Origin of the sequence: Paraburkholderia monticola, from assembly GCF_001580545.1 — a bacterium.
Classification (GTDB): Bacteria; Pseudomonadota; Gammaproteobacteria; order Burkholderiales; family Burkholderiaceae; genus Paraburkholderia; species Paraburkholderia monticola.
In genome coordinates, this window is the sequence record NZ_LRBG01000022.1 from 287,305 (window position 1) to 308,310 (window position 21,006).

Consider the following 21,006-nt stretch of genomic DNA (forward strand, 5'->3'; position numbering starts at 1 on the left):
CGAGTCGTTGCTCGTGTGTGTGTCAGTGCGGCAGCGCAATCGTCAGGCAGCGCCAGCCGTGCGCGGTGTGATCGGCCGCGAGCGTGCCGTTCGTGCAGACGACGGCGCGGGTTTCGTGCATCGGCACGAACACGCGCACTCGAGATTGCGCGTGGGGCATCCATTGCGGACGCTCGAGCGTCACGCGCAACGTATTCGCGTCGCTTATCAGCGTGACGTTCCAGCGGCCTTGCTCGCCGTTGCGCCAGGCTTCGGTCTCGCCGTCGTCCTCGATCGAGCCGCCTTGCGCGGTGCCCGCGCCGGCATAGGGAACCGCGAGGAAAGCGCGCTCGTCGGCGGGACGGCCGAAGTGCTGCTCGGCGACGTTCAGCGGAACCACGCCGCCTTCGCGCAGCAGGAACACCGGACGCTCGAACGGCGCAGGCAGCGTGACGGTCTGGCCGCCGTCGAAGGCCTCGCCGCTCCAGTACGACACCCAGCGCGGTCCGGCCGGCAGGTACACGTCGCGCGTGCTCTGGCCCGGATCGACCACCGGCGCGACCAGCATCGACGAGCCGAGCATCATGTCGTCGCCGTCGACGAGGCAGCGCGGATCGTGCGGGAACTCCGCGAACAGCGGCCGCAGCACCGGCTCGTACGCGCTATGCGATTGCCACAGCAACTCGTACAGGTAAGGGATCAGGCGATAGCGCAGCTTGATCAGGTCGGCGACGTGTTGGGTGACTTCGGGATGCATCCACGGCTCGTTGACCGTGCCGTCGTCGTTCCACGAGTGAATCGAAAAGCGCGGCAGGAAGATACCGAATGCGACCCAGCGCGCGAACAGTTCCGGGTCCGGCGCCGGGCCCGAGAAGCCACCGATGTCGTGGCCGCTATTCGACACGCCCGACATCGCGAGACCAAGCCCCATCTTCAGATTGAAGCGCAGCGTTTCCCACGACGTGTAGTTATCGCCGGACCACGTTTGTACGTAGCGATGCATGCCGACGCCGCCTGAGCGCGACACGAGGAACGGGCGCCTGTCAGGCGCGTGCTCGCGCTGCGCGTCGTGCGACGCGCGCATCATCAGTTGCGTCTGCAATACCTTCGCCTGGTGTGCCGGATAGGGCTTGCCGAAGCCGCGCGCGATCGCATGCGGCGACCAGATCTCGAACTCATTGTTGTCGTTCCACGTGGCCGCGATGCCGTATTTGAGCAACGCATCCTTCACGCGAGCCTTCCACCAGTCGATCGTCGCGGGATTCGTGAAGTCGAGATAGGCGCCGACTTCGTCCCAGAACTGCACCCACGCGGGGTCGCCATCGGGCGCTTCGATCAGCAGACCTGCTTTGGCGACTTCATCGAACGCCGGATGGTCCTGCAGCAGACATGGCTTGATGTTCGCGCACAAGCGCACACCTTCATCCAGATAGCTTCGCACGAAGCGATCGATGTCCGGAAACTTCTCGTGATTCCAGTTGAACACGTAGCGCTTCGGCCCGATCGACGTATAGCCCGACGACAGATGGAACGAATCGCACAGCACGTCGTGCTTGCGGCATTGCTCGATGAAGTCGCCCATCTGCTGCTGCGCATCCGGCGCGTCGGTGTAGCTCATCGTCGAGCCCGAGTAGCCGAGGCCCCACTTCGGCATCCACGCGGGACGCCCGGTGAGCCAAGTGAAGCGGCGCACCGCGTCGAGCGGTGAGCCCGGCGACGCGATGAAGTAGTAGTCGAGATCGCCATGCTCGGCGATGAAGTGCCGGTAGTGGCCGTGATAGTTGTCGAGCTCGCGGCCCATGTCGAAGCGGCAATCGGCGAGCGTGTCGTAGAAGAGGCCGAAGCCCGTCGACGTCTGCGGCTGCCACGTCAGGTAGAACGGGATGTGCTTGTACAGCGGGTCGGTGGTGCGCGCGCTGTAGCCCATCGCGTCGATGTTGCGCATCTCGTAGCTTTGCTGCGCGCGATCGAGCGAGCCGGCACGCTCGCCGAGGCCCACGTACATTTCGTCGCGGCGGCGCTCGACATAGTGATAGACCCGCGAGTCCCACCAGCCGAAGTTGTATGCCTGGGTTTTGCGATCGCTCATCACGCGATGCCACGTGCCTTCGTGCAGGATGTCCCATGCGCAGGCGCCGCCCTCGCGCGCGACGCTCACGCGCACCCGCGCCGTTTCGATCACGACGTGACCGTCTGCTTCGTCGACCGTGAACGACGGCGGTGTGAAGCCGCTCAGGTCGCGGCGCTCGCGGCCTTCGAGCGGCACGTCGTCCGCACCGGGCGCGATCGCCCACGTGCGCGGGCCGCGCGTTTCGCCGTCCGGCAGCACGAGCACGCGGATGATGTCTTCGGCGAGCACGAACAGCTCGATGCGGCAATTCGGCTGCGCGCTCAGGACGACCGGGTTGCCCGCGGGGGTCGACAGCGCGAAGCGCGGTGGATGTTTGAGATTGATCTGTGAACGCATGATGAGTCTTCTTAAGGATCCGGCAGTCAGGTCAGGCAGCAGGGTTGACGCCGAGGTCGGCGCGGTGCGCGCGGCCATGGCGCGGCACACCGCGCATCAGGATGATCAGCAGCGTCGCGCCGATGAGGTCGAACGCACCGAGCGCGCCGAATAGCGGCGTGTAGCCGATCGAATCGGCGAGCGCGCCGACCATCAGCGAGAAGCCGAGGCCGCCGATCCACGCGGCCATGCCCGCGAAGCCTGCGACGGTGCCGACTTCGCCCGGATCGAACACGTCGGCGGCGAGTGTGTTGACGAGTGCCGAGATCATCTGGTGCGCGAAGCCGCCGACGCAGAAGAGGGCGATGGCCTGATACGGCGACGCGACGAGACCGATGGACGCCGGGCCGAGCATCATCAACGCGCCGAGCACGACGCCCGAGATGCGCGACCAGATCAGCGGCACGCGAAAATGCTTCATCAGGAACGGCGACAGATAACCGCCGAACAGGCCGCCCAGGTCCGCGGCGAGAAACGGTAGCCACGCGAACATCGCGATCTGCTTCAGATCCATATGACGCTGCGTGGCGAGATAAAGCGGAATCCAGAAGCTGAACGTTTGCCACGCGGGCTCGGCGAAAAAGCGCGCCTGCGCGATTGCCCAGAAGCGGCGCGTGCGCAGCACTTCGCGCACGCTTGCGCGGCGCCCCGCGGGCGGCGCCTGGCCTTCGACGATCGCGCTGCGCTCGGCGACGCTCACGCGCTTGTGCTCGGCGGGCGAGCGGTACAGCACGAACCATGCGGCGGCCCACACGAAGCCGAGCGCGCCGGTCACGGCGAACGCGCTTTGCCAGCCGTAGCGCAGCGACAGGAACACGACGAGCGGCGGCGCGAGCAGCGAGCCGAGCGAAGTGCCCGCATTGAAATAGCCGACCGCGACGGACTTCTCGCGATCGGGAAACCATTCGGCGACGACCTTCATGCCGGCCGGAATCGCGACCGCTTCGGCGAGGCCCATGAAGCCACGCAACGCGGCGAGCGAAAACCAGCTGCCCGCGAAGCCGTGGAATACGCCGACCACCGACCACAGGCACGCGAACAGCGCAAAACCGAGCCGCAGGCCGATCAGGTCGATGATCAGGCCGCAGACGGGCTGCATCACCGTATAGCCGACCTGGAACGCGCCGACCACGTACGAGTACTGCTGCGTGCTCATATGCAGCAGCTTCATCAGCTCGGGGGCCATCACACCGAGCGCGTTGCGCGACAGATAGTTGACGATCGTCCCCGCGCAAACGAGGGCGATGATCCACCAGCGCAATCCCTTGATCGTTTTCAAAATCAGTCTCCGTGGCGCATCAGGCCGTTGCTTTCGGGGCAGTGGTCAAGCATGCGCGAATTCGAACATTTATTGATTTTCACTGGCGGTCATCCTACCACTTCGAAACAGCCTAGATATCCGGGAAAACCATAGGCATCGCCGTGCCACGGCTTGATTATTCGGGATAAGTTGATGAATTGCAGCTGAATATGAACGAGAGGTCGGATGACTTCATCGCAAAATACCGAACATGGATGTTCTTTCGAACATGAAAATGTTCGTTTGACTAAGAGTCGCGAGCGGAGCGGTCCGCCCCCGCGCGGCGGGCGCTTTTTCACCGCCGTCTGGCCGATGTAACCAGACGTTACGCGGCGGCGAGAGCGGCGATTTTCGGCATCAGTTATTACAAACTTGAAATACGCGCGTTGCTGCCTTGCGTTATATTTCCGCCAACAAAACATGTTCCTACAAAGGTGATCAATGAAGTCCGCTCGTCTTGTTCCGCTTATGCTCGGGGTGTTGACGTTGGCTGCATCGGGTGCCGCGATGGCCGCGGGGCTCAACGTCGGGGTCAATATCGGCATTCCCGCGCCGGTCTACGTCGCACCGGCTCCGATCTACGCACCGCCGCCGCCACCTCCGCCGCCCGTCGTCTATCAGCCGGCTCCCGTGTACTACGGTGGCCCGCAAATCGTGATCGGCTGGCACGGCGATCGTTACTGGGACGGCCATCGCTACTGGGCGCGTGACGACTGGTATCGCCACCATCCGCCGGGCCACCGCGACTATGCGCGCGGTCACTACGACGAGCATCGTGGCTGGCACTGAGTCGGCACCGAAACGCGCCGAACTGCTGCAAGCAGACACCAAACCGCCCCTCGAGGGCGGTTTTTGTTTGTATGCACACATGGATGGCTCGGGCATTTCGTCGCAGTCGCCTGCCAGAGCGGGCAAGGTAATTGGGTAGAATTGCCCCCATCGCCACTGCCCACTTACCAGCACGACTCCATGACAACTGGCTCGCGACGGGTTCAAACGCCTGAGGGACTTCGACACAGCGTGATCCACGGACCCCTGCGCGCCGCATTCGCCGCCGCGCTTCTTTGCGCGAGTCTGCTGGTCACGCCGCACGCGCACGCGGCGCACGCCATCGCGCAGTATGGCGAGCCGAAATATCCGGCCGGCTTCAAGCACTTCGATTACGTCAATCCCGATGCGCCAAAAGGCGGCACGCTCGTGCTCGCGAACCCGAGCCGCCTGACCAGCTTCGACAAGTTCAATCCGTTCACACTACGCGGCAATGCGGCGCCTGGGCTCGAGATGATGTTCGAGAGCCTGACGATCGGTAGCAGCGATGAAGTCGCGTCGGCCTATGGGCTGCTCGCCGACGACATCATCGTCGCGCCCGACGGCCTGTCGGTCACGTTCCACATCAACCCGCGCGCGCGCTTTTCGAACGGCGACCCGGTGACCGCCGACGACGTCAAGTTCTCGCTCGACACGCTGAAGAGCCCGCAGGCCGCGCCGCAGTACGCATCGATTTTCGGCGAGATCAAAGACGCGGTCGTCGTCGATCCGGCCACCGTGCGCTTCGAGTTTCGCGAGCGCAATCGTGAGTTGCCGCTGCTTGCGGGCAGCATGCCGGTGTTCTCGCGCAAGTGGGGGATGAAGCCCGACGGCAGCCGCATTCCGTTCGATCAGCTGGCGTTCGAAAAGCCGATCGGCAGCGGGCCGTATCTGATCGACAGCTATGACAACGGCCGCACGATCACGTTCAAACGCGATCCGCATTACTGGGGTGCCGATCTGCCGGTGCGGGTCGGCATGAACAACTTCGATCGCATCGTCTACAAGCTGTATGCGGATAGCACCGCGCGACTCGAGGCGTTCAAGGCCGGCGAGTACGACGCGCTCGTCGAATACATCGCGCGCAACTGGGTGCGGCGCGACGTCGGCAAGAAGTTCGACAGCGGCGAGTTGATCAAGCGCGAGTTCGTGCAGCACAACGGCACCGGCATGCAGGGCTTTTTCCTGAACACGCGCCGGCCGCTGTTCCAGGACGTGCGGGTGCGCAAAGCGCTCGACCTGGCGCTCGATTTCCAGTGGCTGAACCGCCAGCTGTTTTTCAGCCAGTACACGCGTATCGACAGTTATTTTGCCAATACCGAATGGCAGGCGAGGGGGCTGCCGTCGCCAGGCGAGCTCGCGCTGCTCGAACCGTTTCGGGCCCAGCTCGACCCGGCGGTATTCGGACCGATGCCGAAGCAGCCCGACACCGATGCACCCGGCTCGCTGCGCGCCAACCTGCTGCAGGCCCGCGATCTGTTGCAGCAGGCCGGCTGGACCTACCGCGACGGCGCGCTGCGCAACGCGAAGGGCGAGCCGTTTCAGGTCGAGATACTCGACGACGCGGGTTCGGCCTCGTCGATGGAACCGATCATCGCGACCTTCACACGCAATCTGCAGAAGCTCGGCATTACCGTGAACTTCCGGACGACCGACTTCGCGGTCTATCAGAAGCGGCTCGATGCATTCGACTTCGACATGACGACGATTCGCATGCCCGACGTGCAGGTGCCCGGCTCCGAGCAGATCAACCGCTTCGGCAGCAAGGCCGCCGATACGCCCGGCTCGGACAATGCGATCGGCCTGAAGTCGCCCGCCGTCGACGCGGTGCTCGACGCGCTCGTGCATGCGCAAACGCGCGAGCAGTTGACCGACGCCGCGCACGCGCTCGACCGTCTGCTGATGCATGGCTACTATGTGGTGCCGCACTGGTACAGCGGCACGCATCGTGTCGCGTTCAAGCGCGGACTCGCGTGGCCGAAGACCTTGCCGCTGTACTATGGCGCGGAAGGCTGGATCACGACGATGTGGTGGTACGAGGATCCGCAGGCGCGCGCGCACTCGAATATCACTGACTGATCGCGGACCCATCGCCCTCACCAACGCCTTCGCACCGGAACATCGCCCATGTGGAGCTACATCCTCAAACGTCTGCTGCTGATGATCCCGACGTTGCTCGGCGTGCTGACGCTGACCTTCGTCGTGATCCAGTTCGTGCCGGGCGGGCCCGTCGAGCAGATGACGCACGAACTGCGCAAGGGCGCGGAGGGTGCTTCGCCGTTCGGGCTGCGCTCGCATAGCGGCGTCGACGCGCAACAGATCGCGCAACTGAAGCAGCTATACGGCTTCGACAAGCCGCCGCTCGAACGCTACGTGCTGATGCTCAAACGCTTCGCGACCTTCGATCTCGGCCAGAGCTATTTCCGTCATCAGAGCGTGTGGTCGCTGATCGTGTCGAAGCTGCCGGTGTCGATCAGCATCGGCCTGTGGACCTTCTTTCTGACCTATCTGATATCGGTGCCGCTAGGCATCGCAAAGGCGGTGCGCAACGGCTCGAATTTCGACATCGCGACGAGCCTCGTGGTGCTGGTCGGCTACGCGATTCCGGGATTCGTGCTCGGTGTGCTGCTGCTCGTGCTGTTCGGCGGCGGCTCGTTCCTGCAACTGTTTCCGCTGCGCAACCTCACGTCGGACAACTGGGACCAGTTGAGCTTCGTCGGCAAGATCCTCGACTATCTGTGGCATATCACGTTGCCGATCACGGCGTCGGTGGTGGGCAGCTTCGCGGTCGTCACGATGCTGACCAAAAACGCGTTCCTCGACGAAATCCGCAAGCAATACGTGCTGACCGCGCGCGCCAAAGGTTTGTCCGAGCGGCGCGTGCTGTGGAAGCACGTGTTTCGCAACGCGCTCCTGCCGTTGATCGTCAATTTCCCGGGCGCGTTCATCGGCGCGTTCTTCACCGGCAGTCTGCTGATCGAAACGCTGTTTTCGCTCGACGGGCTCGGTCTGCTGTCGTATGAATCGGTGATGCGGCGCGACTACCCGGTCGTGCTCGGCACGCTGTATCTGTTTACGCTGATCGGCCTCGTCACGCGGCTGATCTCCGACCTTTGCTACGTGTGGGTCGATCCCCGCATCCAATTCGAACAACTGGAGCGCTGATGAATCGAGCCCGCCTTTCCGGGGATGCGGCGGCGCGCACCGAACCCGCGCGCGCACTGATGTCGCCGTCGCCGGCGCGCCGCGTGTGGCGGCGTTTTCGCCAGCAGCGTCTCGGCTACTGGAGTCTGATCATCTTCCTCGTCGCATTCGCGGCGAGCCTCGCGGGGCCACTGTGGTCGAACGACAAGCCGGTCGTCGTGCGCTACGACGGCCATCTGTATTTCCCGCTCGCGAAGACCTATGCCGAGACCACCTTCGGCGGCGATTTCCCGACGCCGACCGACTATCTCGATCCGTATATCCGCCATCGCTTCGATGCACCGGGCAATTTCGCGCTGTATCCGCCGAATCATTACTACTACGACACGCTCAATTACTTCTCGAAAGCGCCGAACCCCGCGCCGCCGTCGCGCGAGAACTGGTTCGGCACCGACGACCGCGGCCGCGATCTGCTCGCGCGTCTGCTGTACGGCTTCGGCGTGTCGGTCGTGTTCGGCCTCGTGCTGACCGTGATCAGCACGATAGTCGGCATCGCGGCGGGGGCGGTGCAAGGTTATTTCGGAGGGCGAACCGATATCGTCGGGCAGCGTCTGATCGAGATCTGGAACGCGATGCCGCAGCTGTATTTGCTGATCATCTTTTCGTCGATCTTCGAGCGCAGCTTCGCGTTGCTGATCGTGCTGCTGTCGCTGTTCAACTGGATCGGCCTGTCCGATTACGTGCGCGCCGAGTTCCTGCGCAATCGACAGCAGGACTATGTGCGGGCCGCGCGCGCGATGGGCCTGTCGCATTGGCAGATCATCTGGCGTGACATTTTGCCGAACAGCCTGACGCCGGTCATCACGTTCCTGCCGTTCAGCATGAGCAGCGCGATTCTCGCGCTGACGAGTCTCGACTTTCTCGGCCTCGGCGTGCCGCCGCCCACGCCGAGCCTCGGCGAGTTGCTCGCGCAAGGCAAGGCGAACCTCGACGCGTGGTGGATCTCGGTGTCGACCTTCGGCGTGCTGGTGGCAATGCTGCTGCTGTTGACCTTCATGGGCGACGCGCTGCGCAACGCGCTCGACACGCGGCTCTCCGATGCCATGCGCGCCGGAGGACGGCAATGAGCGCGCTGCCGCAAATCGACCGCGAGGCGCCGGCTACGCCGCTGCTCGAACTCGATCATCTGCGCGTCGTGTTCGGCGACACGGTGGCCGTCGACGACGTGACGCTCGCGATCGCGCGCGGTGAGCGCGTCGCGCTCGTCGGCGAGTCGGGTTCGGGCAAGAGCGTGACCGCGCTGTCGGTGCTGCGCCTGCTTCACGAAGCGCAGGTGAGCGGCGCGATCCGCTTCGATGGCGAAGATCTGCTCGCGAAGAGCGAGCGCGCGATGCGCGGCCTGCGCGGCTCGGATATCGCGATGATCTTCCAGGAGCCGATGACCGCGCTCAATCCGCTGTATACGATCGGCGACCAGATCGCGGAGACGATCGTCCTGCACGATGGCGTCAGCGCGAACGAGGCAGCGAAGCGCGCGGTCGCGCTGCTCGCGCGCACCGGCATCACCGAGCCGGAGAAGCGCGTGAACAGCTACCCGCATCAGTTGTCGGGCGGGCAGCGGCAGCGCGCGATGATCGCGATGGCGCTCGCCTGCCGGCCGCGCCTGTTGCTCGCCGACGAGCCGACCACCGCGCTCGACGTGACGATCCGCGCGCAGATCGTCGAGTTGCTGCTCGAGCTGCAGCGCGACGAAGCGCAAAAGCGCGGCATGGCCGTGCTGCTGATCACGCACGATCTGAACCTCGTGCGGCACTTCGCGCACCGCGTCGCGGTGATGGAGCAAGGCGTGCTGGTCGAAACCGGCACGGTCGAGCAGGTGTTCGAGGCGCCGCGCCATCCGTATACCCAGCGGCTGCTCGCGAGCCGGCCGCAGCGCGAGGTGGTGCCGGTGCTGCCGATCTCGCCGGTGCTGCTAGAAGCGCGAGAGGTGTCGGTCGACTTCAGGACGAAGCTGCCGGGCCTGCGTGGCTGGTTCGGTTCGGGGCGGTTTCGCGCCGTCGACGCGGCGAACGTGTCGGTGCGCCAGGGCGAGACGCTCGGGATCGTCGGCGAATCGGGTTCGGGCAAATCGACGCTCGCGATGGCGCTGCTCGGTTTGCAGCGCACCGCGCACGGCGAGATCGAGTTTCAGGGCAGGGCGCTCGCGAGTTATCGCGGCGGCGAAAAGACGACGTTGCGCTCGAACATGCAGGTCGTCTTTCAGGATCCTTTTAGTTCGCTTTCCCCGCGGCAGACGATCGAGCGGATCGTCGGCGAGGGTCTCGCGCTGCACCGGCCGCAGATGACCGAGCAGGCGCGGCGCGACAAGGTGGTCGCGGCGCTGCGCGAAGTCGGCATCGACCGGACCGCGCTGTATCGCTATCCGCACGAATTCTCGGGCGGCCAGCGTCAGCGCATCGCGATCGCGCGCGCGCTGGTGCTGGAGCCGCGCGTGCTGATCCTCGACGAACCGACCAGCGCGCTCGACGTGTCGATCCAGCAGCAGGTGCTCAAACTGCTCGCTGGCTTGCAGCACAAATACAACCTCGGCTTCGTGTTCATCAGCCACGACCTGGAGGTGATCGGGGCGATGGCGCACCGCGTCGTCGTGATGCAAAACGGATCGATCGTCGAGGCCGGCGAAGTCGAGAAGATTTTTGCGACGCCGTCGCATCCTTACACGCGAAAGCTACTGAAAGCGGCGCTTGATCGTTGAATTTTCACCCTTTCACCAATTGGGTGCGTACGTCGATTGATTTTTCCTATTCCTTTTGACACGCAAATACTTACTGGCTAGTATCGAGCAAACTTTTTTTCGTAGACCCCTGATTTTTTGGCAAAAACTACCGACCAATGCAGCAAAGAAACTTCACCCAGGCTTGCACGCGCGTCGTCGCCGGGATGTTCATTGGCGTCTTGATGGCAGCAGCTCCCGGCGCGTTCGCCGACGAAGTCAGCGGTTTTAATCAGAATGCCTCGTATTCGACCACCAACGGCTCGGATCCTCTGTCCCTCCTCACTCCGCAATCCAAAGCGGCCGACAACAACACCGGCGGCGCCAAATCATTCCTTTCCGGCATGGCCGGCAAAGCGGGCGACGTGGTAGTCGGCGCGCTGAACATGATCGGCGTTCGCTACCGTTGGGGCGGCAATACGCCGGATTCCGGGCTCGATTGCAGCGGTTTCGTGCGTTACGTGTTCCAGGACACGCTCGGTCTCGCGTTGCCGCGTCGTGCCGAGGAAATGAGCCGCATGGGCGAGAAGGTGCGTGTGAGCGACCTGAAGCCCGGCGATCTAGTGTTCTTCAATACGATGCGCCGCACGTTCTCGCACGTTGGCATCTATATCGGCGACAACAAGTTCGTGCATTCGCCGTCCACCGGCAGCACGATCCGCGTCGACGACATGGATGACGGTTACTGGGAAAAGCGCTTCACGGGCGCACGCCGGATCGAGACCTCATATGAGGGCGACGATCTGCGCAAGCGCGTGACCGCGACGATCAGCGGGAACAACTGATTCCGCGCTGAGCTGGCGATAAAAAAGCCTGCTTCATTCGAAGCAGGCTTTTTTGCGTCTCGTGCGCGTATTTTGCGATGGTGGCGCACAACGACTGTGCGCCACCTGGACCGTTTTCAGACGCCTATCCGCCGCGCGACGAGCTTGCGCTGCAATTCCGGCATCATTTTCGCGACCGCCTCCTCGCCAGCGAGGATCGCCGCGTTGCGCTGCGAGAAGTCGCTGCCGCTCATCGCGGCAAGATTCGGCCGGATCACGACGTCCGCGTACTTGTCGAGTTCGTAGGCCTTGATCGTCTGGCCCATGATCGTGAAGGTCTGCATCAGCACGTCGAACGAGCTTACCGTCATGCCGGTTTCAGGTCGCAGCGAGATATCGACGGCGATCACGAAATCCGCGCCCATCTTGCGTGCGAACGACGCCGGGACCGGGCTCACGAGTCCGCCATCCACGTACTCGTGCCCGCCGATCTTCACCGGTTCGAAAATCGACGGCACACTGCACGACGCGCGCACCGCGATGCCGGTGTTGCCGCGCTGGAACAGGATCGGCTGGCCGGTTTGCAGATCGGTCGCGACCACGCCGAGCGGCCGCGCCATCTTCTCGATCGGACGGTTGTTCAGCGTCGTGTTCAGGTAGTTCTGCAGCGCGACGCCTTGCAGGAAGCCGCGCGTGCGAAACGGCATCGCCCAGTCGCTGATCGACGCTTCGTCCATCGATAGCGCGAGCTTGTTCAGCGCGAAGCCGTTCATACCCGACGCGTACAGCGCGCCGACCACCGAGCCGGCGCTCGTGCCGGCGACCAGATCGATCTGGATATTGCGCGCCTCGAGCGCCTTGATGACGCCGATGTGCGCGAAGCCGCGGGCGGCGCCGCCACCGAGTGCGAGCGCGACGCGTACCGGCTTCTGTTGCGCTTTTTCAGGCGGCGGCGGAGTGGTGGGCGTCGCAGTGATCGGCGCGCTATCGAGTTTGCCGCCGGTCGTCGTGCAGGCGGCGAGCACTGCGGATGCGGCCGCCAGCGAAAAGCTGCGGCGGCTCATACTGGGGGATGAGGGTTTCAACGAGTTCTCCAGCAACGGCGCCGGCGACGCAGGTGGCGTCGCGCGTACCGCAATCAGGCTGAGGTCAGACCAAACGGAGCGCCGGCGGCGATTCCGTGCGCTGGGGGCATGCCAGATCGGATCGATGTGCGGGCCAGCCCCTATTGCAGCGCGCGCACATATTAATGCAAACGATCGGCTCGCGCTGCCCGCTGTAATGAAACGTTGCAGAGGAAGTGTTCGGAACTGGCGGGACGCTTTTCTGGATGGATCTGGATGAGCGGTAAGCGGGGTGCGGGCAGGTGTCCAGACGCCGTTCGCCCATGCCCCGAGGCCATTCGGATGAGGGCGGCAACCGGCGTGCGGAAGGTATAATTCGGCTCTTGCACTTATTTCCTTCGTGACCGTGCGCGACATCGCGCGCAGCATGGGCACGCTCCGCTGCCGCGCTTTGCCGTCATGTTCGCCCGGGCGCCGGCACCTGTTTTCCGAGTAACCGCTAATGACCACCTCCGTCCGTACCCGTTTCGCACCGAGTCCCACCGGCTTCATCCACCTGGGCAACATCCGCTCCGCGCTGTATCCGTGGGCGTTCGCGCGCAAGATGAAAGGGACCTTCGTGCTGCGGGTCGAGGATACCGACCTCGAGCGCTCCACGACCGAATCCGTCGACGCGATTCTCGAAGGCATGGCATGGCTCGGCCTCGATTTCGATGAAGGTCCGTTCTACCAGATGCAGCGCATGGACCGGTATCGCGAGGTGCTGAAGCAGATGCAGGAGGCGGGGCTCGTCTACCCGTGCTACATGTCGACCGAAGAACTCGACGCGCTGCGCGAACGCCAGCGCGAAGCAGGCGAAAAGCCGCGCTACGACGGCACGTGGCGCCCGGAGCCGGGCAAGGTGCTGCCGCAGCCGCCCGCGGGCGTGACGCCGGTGCTGCGCTTTCGCAATCCGCTGACCGGCGTGGTCGCGTGGGACGACGCCGTGAAAGGCCGCATCGAAATCTCCAACGAAGAGCTCGACGACCTCGTGATCGCGCGCCCGGACGGCACGCCGACCTATAACTTCTGCGTCGTCGTCGACGATCTCGATATGCGCATCACCCATGTGATCCGCGGCGACGACCACGTGAACAATACCCCGCGCCAGATCAACATCCTGCGCGCGCTCGGCGGCGAGCCGCCGGTGTATGCGCATCTGCCGACCGTGCTGAACGAGCAGGGCGAGAAAATGAGCAAGCGCCATGGCGCGATGAGCGTCGTGGGTTATCGCGATGCGGGCTATCTGCCGGAAGCGGTCGTCAACTATCTGGCGCGCCTCGGCTGGTCGCATGGCGACGCTGAGATTTTCACGCGCGAGCAGTTCGTCGAGTGGTTCGATCTCGAGCATCTCGGCAAGTCGCCGGCGCAGTACGACCACGACAAGCTGAACTGGCTCAATGCGCACTACATCAAGGAAGCGGACAATGCGCGCCTTGTCGAACTGGCGAAGCCGTTCTTCGCGGAGCTTGGCATCGACGCAGACACGCTTGCGCAGGGTCCGGATCTGGTGGGCGTGGTCGGTCTGATGAAGGACCGCGCGTCGACCGTGAAGGAGATCGCGCAGAACGCGGCGATGTTCTATCGCACGCCGGCGCCCGATGCGGAGTCGCTCGCGCAGCATGTGACCGACGCGGTTCGTCCGGCGCTCGCTGATCTGGCCGCTGCGTTGAAGACAGTGGAGTGGACCAAGGAGGCGATCGCCGCCGCGCTTAAGGCCACGCTCGGTGCGCATAAGCTGAAGATGCCGCAGCTCGCGATGCCGGTGCGTCTGCTGGTAGCGGGTACGACGCATACGCCGTCGATCGATAGCGTGTTGATGCTGTTCGGTCGCGACGTCGTCGTTGGCCGTATCGAAAAAGCGCTCGGCTGACCCATTGCCGGCGCGGATGAGAGGATTCTCATGGCGCCGGAAAAAAATCGCATGTAATTGCTCAAAGGGTATTTACAAAGCGCAGATCGCACTCTAGAATCTCGTTTCTCTGATCTGCGGGGGGTATAGCTCAGCTGGGAGAGCGCTTGCATGGCATGCAAGAGGTCAGCGGTTCGATCCCGCTTACCTCCACCAACAGAGCAGAGAAGTTAAAGTGGTTAAGAAGTCTGAAAGTTGTAGAAAAAAAGACTTCACAAATCGCTGAAACGTAGTTAAAATAGCGGTCTTCGCAGTTGACGAAAAAATAACTCAGCGAATTAACTGAAAAGTTAGCGCGAGTTAAAGTGAGTCGGCAGCGAATTAAGACGGATCTGAAAAGATTTTGTCCCCTTCGTCTAGAGGCCTAGGACATCACCCTTTCACGGTGAGTACAGGGGTTCGAATCCCCTAGGGGACGCCAAACATCAGCGTCGCTTTAGTATTCGAGTAATAGTAAAGCAGAGCAGCTTGCAGAGAATTAACCGACGCTCGCAAGCAGGGTGTAAAGACTGGAGTGGTAGTTCAGTCGGTTAGAATACCGGCCTGTCACGCCGGGGGTCGCGGGTTCGAGTCCCGTCCACTCCGCCAGACAAAGCCCGTTCACACATACCTGAACGGGCTTTTTCATTAAAGGTGTAAGCAGTACGTTGTCCCCTTCGTCTAGAGGCCTAGGACATCACCCTTTCACGGTGAGTACAGGGGTTCGAATCCCCTAGGGGACGCCAGAACATCGGCGTCGTTCGGTTGGAAGTTTGAACGATGCAGCAGGCGGCGAGCCTATCTCGCAGACTGCGATGCAAAATCTGGAGCGGTAGTTCAGTTGGTTAGAATACCGGCCTGTCACGCCGGGGGTCGCGGGTTCGAGTCCCGTCCGCTCCGCCAGATTTGAGAAAGCCCACTTCGCGAGAAGTGGGCTTTTTTTATTTCTATTGCCATGATCAGCCGGCTCTCAGAAGGCTTGGGACAAACAGCCATTGCCAGCGCGCCCGGCCTGTTTTACCGTTGATCCGACTCATCTTCGCCGCTCTGCCATGTTCGATCCCACCGAAGCTCCGTTACCGTTTCATCTGCGCACGGCCAGCATGGACGATTTCGAGTTTGCCGAGGCGCTGACGCGTAACAACATGGGCGGCTACTACCGCCGGCATCATCTGGTGTGGCGCAGCGATCTGTTTCTCGGCAGTTGGCGTGAATCGGAGAATTTCATTCTCGAAATGGATGGCGTGCCGATGGGCGTGCTACGAATCACCGAAGAGGGCGATTCGCTGCATATCCGCGACGTGCAGATTGCCGAAGGATATCGGCGGCTCGGCGCCGGTACGTTTCTGCTCGACATCTCGCATCAATGGGCGCGCGAGCGCGGCCTGCGCGAATTGCAGTTGCGCGTGTTCGTCGATAATCCGGCGGCGCGGCTGTATCAGCGCAAGGGCTATAAGCTCGCCGGCCCACGACTCGCGCAGCTAGGCGCGATCCGTCATCTGGCGCGACGGGTTTGAGGCGGGGCCTGGCTTGATGGCCGACGCGCATCACCAGTCAGCGCTATTCACCGCTCACCGCTCACCACTGTCCGCCGAACCCGCTTGATCCTGCGCCGTTTCATCATCCGCTTGCGCATCGTCATGCACGCCGTTGCTCGCACGATGCTCGGCGCCTCGCTCGATAAACGCGCGCGGACTCGCGCCGAACGCGCGCCGAAACATCGCGGAAAAGGCGCTCTGGCTCTGGTAGCCCAATTCCTGCGCAACATGCGACAGCGGCCGTCCCTGGCTCAACAGCGGAATGGCGCGGGCGAGAATCGCCTGCTGACGCCACTGCGAAAAACTCACGCCCAGTTCCTGGCGAAACAGCCGCGCGATCGTACGCGTGCTCGCGCCCACTGTCGTTGCCCACTGTTCGAGCGACTCCCCATGCATGGGGTCGGCGATCACCGCCTCGCAGAGCGCGCGCAGCCGCTTTTCGCTCGGCATCGGCACGGACAGGGGCAGCGGCTCGGAGCGCGTCAGTTCATCCAGCGCGAGCGCGCCGAGCAACCGCTCGCGCGCGGCGGACAGGCCCGGTGTATCGAGCGCGGCAATGACCTCGCGCAACAGATTCGATACTTCGACGACGCGCGGCGAATCGAGCCCAGCCGGCACCGTGCTCTCGGTGATGTACAGCGTGCGCAGGAACGCATCCTCGACGGCGACCACTTCGTGCGTCACATGCGGCGGCAACCAGATCGCACGCGAGGGCGGCACCATCCACGTCGTGCCCGTCGTCGCGACCCGCAGTACGCCGCGCGATGCATACGCGACCTGCGCCCACGCATGCGTATGACGCGCGATATGCCAGCCGGCCGGCATGGGCCGTGAGCGCACGCGGATCGGATGGGTGTCGTTCGGCGCGAACTCCGGTGGTATGTCGGCGAAACGCACGCGGCTCAACAGGTTGGAATCGGGGGACGAGGTCATGGCAAGGGGCGGCTCAAGTACCGGCGCGATGGGGCAGGCGTGGTCGACGCCATTCACGGCCGTGGGTCTTAGCCATTGTAGAGTGCGCCCGCTTGATGATGCCAACCGGCCACCGTTGCATAATGTGCTGATGGCCCCGAGCCACCCACCTCACTTCTCACCACGGAGACTCAACGACGATGCAGACCGTCTTTGTCTATGGCACGCTGCGTGCCGGTGAAACCAACGACATCAGCGAAGCCGCCGCGCGCAACGACGTTCCCGCGCCGAACCTGCTTGGCACGACCACCGTGCGCGGTCATCTGTTCGATTTTGGCGACTATCCGGGACTCGTCGTCGACGAAGCAGGCGTCGACGTGCTCGGCGACGTCTATGAGATCGACGATGCGCTCGTCGCGGTGCTCGACGAAATCGAAGCCGTGTATCCGGGCGTCGAGGATCGTTTTCTGGCGCGCGAGGTGATGGTCAAAGTGGACGGCAACGTCGTGAACTGCCGTTTCTATCCGGTCGCGCCGAACGCGGTCAAAGGGCTGCCCGAAATCCGTTCGGGCGATTGGGTCGAGCACCGGCGCACGCGCTGAACGCACACGCGCAAGAAAAACGGCGCGCCAGGTATGCACCCGGCGCGCCGTCGTTCAAGTCGAGCAGACCGATGCGCTCACGCGGCTCGATGAGGCCCAGGCCGCCCGAGCCCGCATCGTCGACACCATCAGATCTCTTCGTAAAGCGGCAGCGTCAGAAAATCGGTGAACTGCTCCGCGGTCGACATCTGCTCGAAGATCTGTGCGGCGCGCTCATACGGCTTCGTATCGCCGCCGACCGTCTGCTTGACCTTGTCGAGCTCCTGCGCGGCGAGCTCGCGCACCAGTTCGACCGTCACCTTGCGGCCGTCGTCGAGTTTGCCCTTCGGCGAGCGGATCCATTGCCACACCTGCGAACGTGAAATCTCGGCGGTGGCCGCGTCTTCCATCAGGTTGTGAATCGGCACGCAGCCATTGCCCGCGAGCCACGAACCGAGATAGTGAATGCCGACGTTGATGTTGTTGCGCAGACCCGCTTCGGTGATCGGCGTTTCCGGGCGGAAGTCGAGCAGATCGGTCGCGGTGACGAGCACGTCGACACGCTGCTTGCCGATCTGGTTCGGCCGGTCGCCGAGCACCTTGACGAATTCTTCCATCGCGACCGGTACCAGTCCCGGATGCGCGACCCAACCGCCGTCGTAGCCGTCGCCGGCGTCGCGGGCCTTGTCCGAACGCACGCCGGCCATCGCCTTGTCGTTCGCCGCGGCATCGTTCTTGATCGGAATCAGTGCGCTCATGCCGCCGATCGCCGGCGCGTTGCGTCGATGGCAGGTCTTCAGCAGCAGCAGTGCGTACGCGCGCATGAACGGCGAGGTCATCGTGATCTGCGAGCGGTCGGCCAGACAGAAGTCGCGGTCGCTCTTGAACTTCTTGATCGCGGAGAAGATGTAGTCCCAGCGACCCGCGTTCAGGCCCGAGCTATGTTCGCGCAGTTCGTACAGGATCTCGTCCATTTCGAACGCGGCGACGATCGTCTCGATTAGCACGGTCGCGCGAATCGTGCCGCGCGGCACGCCGACCGCTTCCTGCGCGGCGACGAAGATGTCGTTCCACAAGCGCGCCTCGAGATGACTCTCCATCTTCGGCAGATAGAAGTACGGGCCCGAGCCGCGCGCGATCAGTTCCTTCGCGTTGTGCACCATGTACAGCGCGAAATCGAAGATGCCGCCCGACACGCGCTTGCCGTCGATCGTCACGTGCTTCTCGTCGAGATGCCAGCCGCGCGGACGCACGATCAGCGTCGCGGTCTTGTCGTTGAGCCGGTACGACTTGCCGTTCTGTTCGAGCGAGATCGTGCGGCGCACCGCGTCCTTCAGATTGATATGACCGGTGATCTGGTTGTCCCAGCTCGGCGCATTCGAATCCTCGAAGTCGGTCATGTAGGAGTCCGCGCCCGAATTGAGCGCGTTGATGATCATCTTGCGCTCGACGGGCCCGGTGATCTCGACGCGCCGGCACTGCAGGTCCTGCGGCAGCGGCGCGATCTTCCAGTCGCCTTCGCGCACGCTCTTCGTGGCGTCGAGAAAGTCGGGCCGCTCGCCGGCGTCGAGCCGCTTCGTGCGCTCGACGCGCGCCTGCAGCAACTGCTGACGGCGCGGCTCGAACGTGCGATGCAGCGCCGCGACGAGTTCCAGCGCTTCGCGCGTGAGGATCGCTTCAAAGCCGGGCTTGATCTCGCCGGTGATTTCCATGCCCTGCGGCAGCGACAGCGAATGAGCCATGTTTTCTCCTTGGTCGGTCAGATTGCAAAAATGCGAAGGTTAAAAAGTGGGAAGCGGCGCCGTCATTCGCGCGGGCTGGCGCGTTTGCGGCTACCACTGCTGTGAGATTTCGTTTGACGGTTACGGGGCGGCCGAGACGATGTCGCGAGCGTCTCCAGAAAGCCCGGCAGTTCGTTCATGCCGCCGCCGATGCCATGCGGCCTCACGCCGAGTTCTTCGACGGGCAGGCTCTGCCGGTTCAGCCAGAACGTCGTGAAGCCGAACCACGTCGCGCCCGCCACGTCCCAGCCGTTCGACGAGACGAACACGATCTCGCGCGCGGACACGCCGAACGCGTCGGGGCCGAGCGCATACGCGGCGGGCGAGGGTTTGTACGCGCGCACCGCGTCGACCGACAGCACGTGATCAAACAGGGTGCTCATGCCCGCGCTCTTGACCGCGATGTCGAGCATCTGCGGATTGCCGTTCGACAGAATCGCGAGGCCGACACGCGCCGCCGCGGCGGGCTCGCGCAGCCCGCGCAGTACCGGCACCGCGTCGGGAAACGCCGACAGGCACGCGTATTCGTCCATCAGACGTTTTTCGGCCGCGCGGCCGAGCGTGAGCTGAAGCCTTTTCGCGGCGTAGCGCAGTGCGTCGAGCGTGATGTCCCAGAACGGGCGATAGTGTTCGCCGGGTGCGTCGGTGTGTGCGGCGAGCGTGCGCAGTTGGGTGTATTCGATCTGCTTCTGGCGCCACAGCTGCGACAGCGTGTCGCCGTGGCCGGGGAACAGTTGCTCCGCGGCGGCGATCACCGAATGCACGTCGAACAACGTGCCGTAGGCGTCGAAAATCACTGCTCGCGGGAAAGGTGTCGTTGTGGCCGACATTGCCATGCGCTCCTGTCAGAGGTCGGGATCAATTGTATTGGTGACTTTATGCACTAAAAAATAGGCTAAAGATCACTTGATCTTTTACTTTCATATACCTAATCTGACGCGCAACCCTCACTTTTGCGCGTCTGCGCGGCGCGTGTCGTCCATGGACCGTTTCAAGCAGATCGAAACCTTCGCCACCGTCGCGGCCAAGGGAAGCCTGTCCGCGGCGGCGCTCGCCGAGGGCGTCGCGCCCGCGATCATCGGCCGGCGCATCGACGCGCTGGAGGAGCGCCTCGGCGTCAAGCTGCTCGTGCGCACGACGCGCAAGATCACGCTGACCTTCGAAGGCTCGGCGTTTCTCGAAGACTGCCAACGCATCCTGCACGACATGCAGAACGCCGAGGCGAGCGTGTCGGCCGGCGGCGTGAAGGCGAGCGGCCATCTGCGGCTGTCCGCGCCGGCCGGCTTCGGGCGCCGGCATGTGGCGCCGCTGGTGCCGGCATTCACGGTCGCGCATCCGGATGTGTCGATCACGCTCGATCTGTCCGATCGTCTCGTCGACCTCGTCAACGAAGGTTTCGATTGCGCGGTGCGGCTCGGCGAATTGCCCGATTCGTCGCTGGTATCGCTGAAGCTCGCCGAAAACCGGCGCGTGTGCGTCGCGTCGCCCGCGTATCTGAGCCGGCGCGGCGCGCCGCACAGCCTCGCCGATCTCGCGCGCCACAACTGCCTCGCGCTCGGCGCGAGCGCGAACCAGCAACGCGGCTGGATGTTCCAGCACGACGACAAGGTCGTGTCGATCAAGGTGTCCGGCACGATGGAGTGCTCGGACGGCGCGGTGCTGCACGAATGGTGTCTCGCCGGGCACGGGCTCGCGTGGCGCTCGTGGTGGGAGGTCGGCGCGGATATCGCCGCGGGGCGCCTCGTCAGCGTGCTCGACGAATTCGCTGCGCCGCCGATCGGCATCCACGCGGTGTTCCCGCAGCGTCGTCATCTGCCGCTGCGGGTTCGGTTGTTTCTGGACTTTCTCAAACATACGTACGGCGAACCCCGTTACTGGGATTGATGCGCCGATCGGCAGACAGACACGAAGCCGATCCATACCCACA

16 protein-coding genes and 5 tRNA genes are annotated in these 21,006 nt (G+C 63.6%); 15 read left to right on the forward strand and 6 right to left on the reverse strand.

Features of this window, described 5'->3' with window-relative positions:
* Window positions 1-22: 22 nt before the first annotated feature.
* Together CI15_RS18145 and CI15_RS18150 are read right to left on the reverse strand one after the other, a co-directional pair.
* A complete protein-coding gene (locus CI15_RS18145) occupies window positions 23-2,446 on the reverse strand; it encodes a glycoside hydrolase family 31 protein (protein WP_062129676.1) in 2,424 nt (807 codons plus the stop codon).
* A gap of 31 nt (window positions 2,447-2,477) precedes the next feature.
* Window positions 2,478-3,764, reverse strand: coding sequence for an MFS transporter (locus CI15_RS18150; protein WP_062129677.1), 1,287 nt, complete (start codon window positions 3,762-3,764; stop codon window positions 2,478-2,480).
* Between the two features lie 462 nt (window positions 3,765-4,226).
* Between CI15_RS18150 and CI15_RS18155 the strand changes: the two genes are divergently transcribed.
* The 6 genes from CI15_RS18155 to CI15_RS18180 all read left to right on the forward strand — a co-directional run bounded on the left by CI15_RS18155 (window position 4,227) and on the right by CI15_RS18180 (window position 11,294).
* The gene (locus CI15_RS18155; RefSeq protein WP_062129678.1) at window positions 4,227-4,574 is read left to right on the forward strand and encodes a hypothetical protein; all 348 of its coding nucleotides are present in this window, start codon (window positions 4,227-4,229) and stop codon (window positions 4,572-4,574) included.
* Window positions 4,575-4,754: 180 nt separating this feature from the next.
* Window positions 4,755-6,671 (forward strand): extracellular solute-binding protein, encoded by a 1,917-nt coding sequence (locus tag CI15_RS18160; protein WP_082814232.1) that lies wholly within the window; start codon window positions 4,755-4,757, stop codon window positions 6,669-6,671.
* A gap of 48 nt (window positions 6,672-6,719) precedes the next feature.
* Complete coding sequence (locus tag CI15_RS18165) at window positions 6,720-7,757, forward strand: microcin C ABC transporter permease YejB (protein ID WP_062129679.1); 1,038 nt, start codon at window positions 6,720-6,722, stop codon at window positions 7,755-7,757.
* On the forward strand, window positions 7,757-8,863 hold the full coding sequence (locus tag CI15_RS18170) for an ABC transporter permease (protein WP_062129680.1): 1,107 nt from the start codon (window positions 7,757-7,759) through the stop codon (window positions 8,861-8,863). The genes CI15_RS18165 and CI15_RS18170 overlap by 1 nt, the downstream gene beginning before the upstream one ends.
* Window positions 8,860-10,491, forward strand: coding sequence for an ABC transporter ATP-binding protein (locus CI15_RS18175; protein ID WP_062129681.1), 1,632 nt, complete (start codon window positions 8,860-8,862; stop codon window positions 10,489-10,491). Before CI15_RS18170 ends, CI15_RS18175 begins: the two co-directional genes overlap by 4 nt.
* 137 nt (window positions 10,492-10,628) lie before the next feature.
* The gene (locus CI15_RS18180) at window positions 10,629-11,294 is read left to right on the forward strand and encodes a C40 family peptidase (protein WP_062129682.1); all 666 of its coding nucleotides are present in this window, start codon (window positions 10,629-10,631) and stop codon (window positions 11,292-11,294) included.
* 116 nt (window positions 11,295-11,410) lie between these two features.
* Here CI15_RS18180 and CI15_RS18185 read toward each other — a convergent pair whose 3' ends face one another.
* Complete coding sequence (locus CI15_RS18185; RefSeq protein ID WP_241495866.1) at window positions 11,411-12,337, reverse strand: patatin-like phospholipase family protein; 927 nt, start codon at window positions 12,335-12,337, stop codon at window positions 11,411-11,413.
* 502 nt (window positions 12,338-12,839) lie between these two features.
* Here CI15_RS18185 and gltX point away from each other — a divergent pair.
* From gltX to CI15_RS18220, 7 genes are all read left to right on the forward strand, one after another.
* Entirely contained in the window at window positions 12,840-14,249 is a 1,410-nt protein-coding gene (gltX, locus tag CI15_RS18190; RefSeq protein WP_062129684.1) for a glutamate--tRNA ligase, read from the forward strand.
* A gap of 119 nt (window positions 14,250-14,368) precedes the next feature.
* Window positions 14,369-14,444: transfer RNA gene (locus tag CI15_RS18195), tRNA-Ala, on the forward strand.
* Between the two features lie 189 nt (window positions 14,445-14,633).
* Window positions 14,634-14,709: transfer RNA gene (locus CI15_RS18200), tRNA-Glu, on the forward strand.
* Between the two features lie 90 nt (window positions 14,710-14,799).
* Window positions 14,800-14,876 (forward strand) — tRNA-Asp (locus CI15_RS18205).
* A 61-nt stretch (window positions 14,877-14,937) separates the two neighbouring features.
* A tRNA-Glu gene (locus CI15_RS18210) sits at window positions 14,938-15,013 on the forward strand.
* 80 nt (window positions 15,014-15,093) lie between these two features.
* Window positions 15,094-15,170, forward strand: a tRNA-Asp gene (locus tag CI15_RS18215).
* A gap of 149 nt (window positions 15,171-15,319) precedes the next feature.
* Window positions 15,320-15,784: a GNAT family N-acetyltransferase gene (locus CI15_RS18220; protein WP_062129685.1), complete on the forward strand. Its 465-nt coding sequence runs from the start codon at window positions 15,320-15,322 to the stop codon at window positions 15,782-15,784.
* 54 nt (window positions 15,785-15,838) lie between these two features.
* Here the strand turns inward: CI15_RS18220 and CI15_RS18225 are convergent, their stop codons facing one another.
* Window positions 15,839-16,738, reverse strand: a complete 900-nt coding sequence (locus CI15_RS18225) for an AraC family transcriptional regulator (RefSeq protein WP_062129686.1) — start codon at window positions 16,736-16,738, stop codon at window positions 15,839-15,841.
* Between the two features lie 179 nt (window positions 16,739-16,917).
* Here CI15_RS18225 and CI15_RS18230 point away from each other — a divergent pair, with 179 nt between their 5' ends.
* Complete coding sequence (locus CI15_RS18230) at window positions 16,918-17,319, forward strand: gamma-glutamylcyclotransferase family protein (RefSeq protein WP_062129687.1); 402 nt, start codon at window positions 16,918-16,920, stop codon at window positions 17,317-17,319.
* Between the two features lie 128 nt (window positions 17,320-17,447).
* Here the strand turns inward: CI15_RS18230 and aceB are convergent, their stop codons facing one another.
* Both aceB and CI15_RS18240 read right to left on the reverse strand, forming a co-directional pair.
* Window positions 17,448-19,040 carry a malate synthase A gene (aceB, locus tag CI15_RS18235; protein ID WP_062129688.1) on the reverse strand — a complete coding sequence of 531 codons (1,593 nt, stop codon included), beginning with the start codon at window positions 19,038-19,040 and terminating at the stop codon, window positions 17,448-17,450.
* Window positions 19,041-19,102: 62 nt separating this feature from the next.
* Window positions 19,103-19,909, reverse strand: coding sequence for a haloacid dehalogenase type II (locus CI15_RS18240; protein WP_062129689.1), 807 nt, complete (start codon window positions 19,907-19,909; stop codon window positions 19,103-19,105).
* 151 nt (window positions 19,910-20,060) lie between these two features.
* Here CI15_RS18240 and CI15_RS18245 point away from each other — a divergent pair, with 151 nt between their 5' ends.
* On the forward strand, window positions 20,061-20,963 hold the full coding sequence (locus CI15_RS18245) for a LysR family transcriptional regulator (RefSeq protein WP_062129690.1): 903 nt from the start codon (window positions 20,061-20,063) through the stop codon (window positions 20,961-20,963).
* Window positions 20,964-21,006 lie beyond the last annotated feature (43 nt).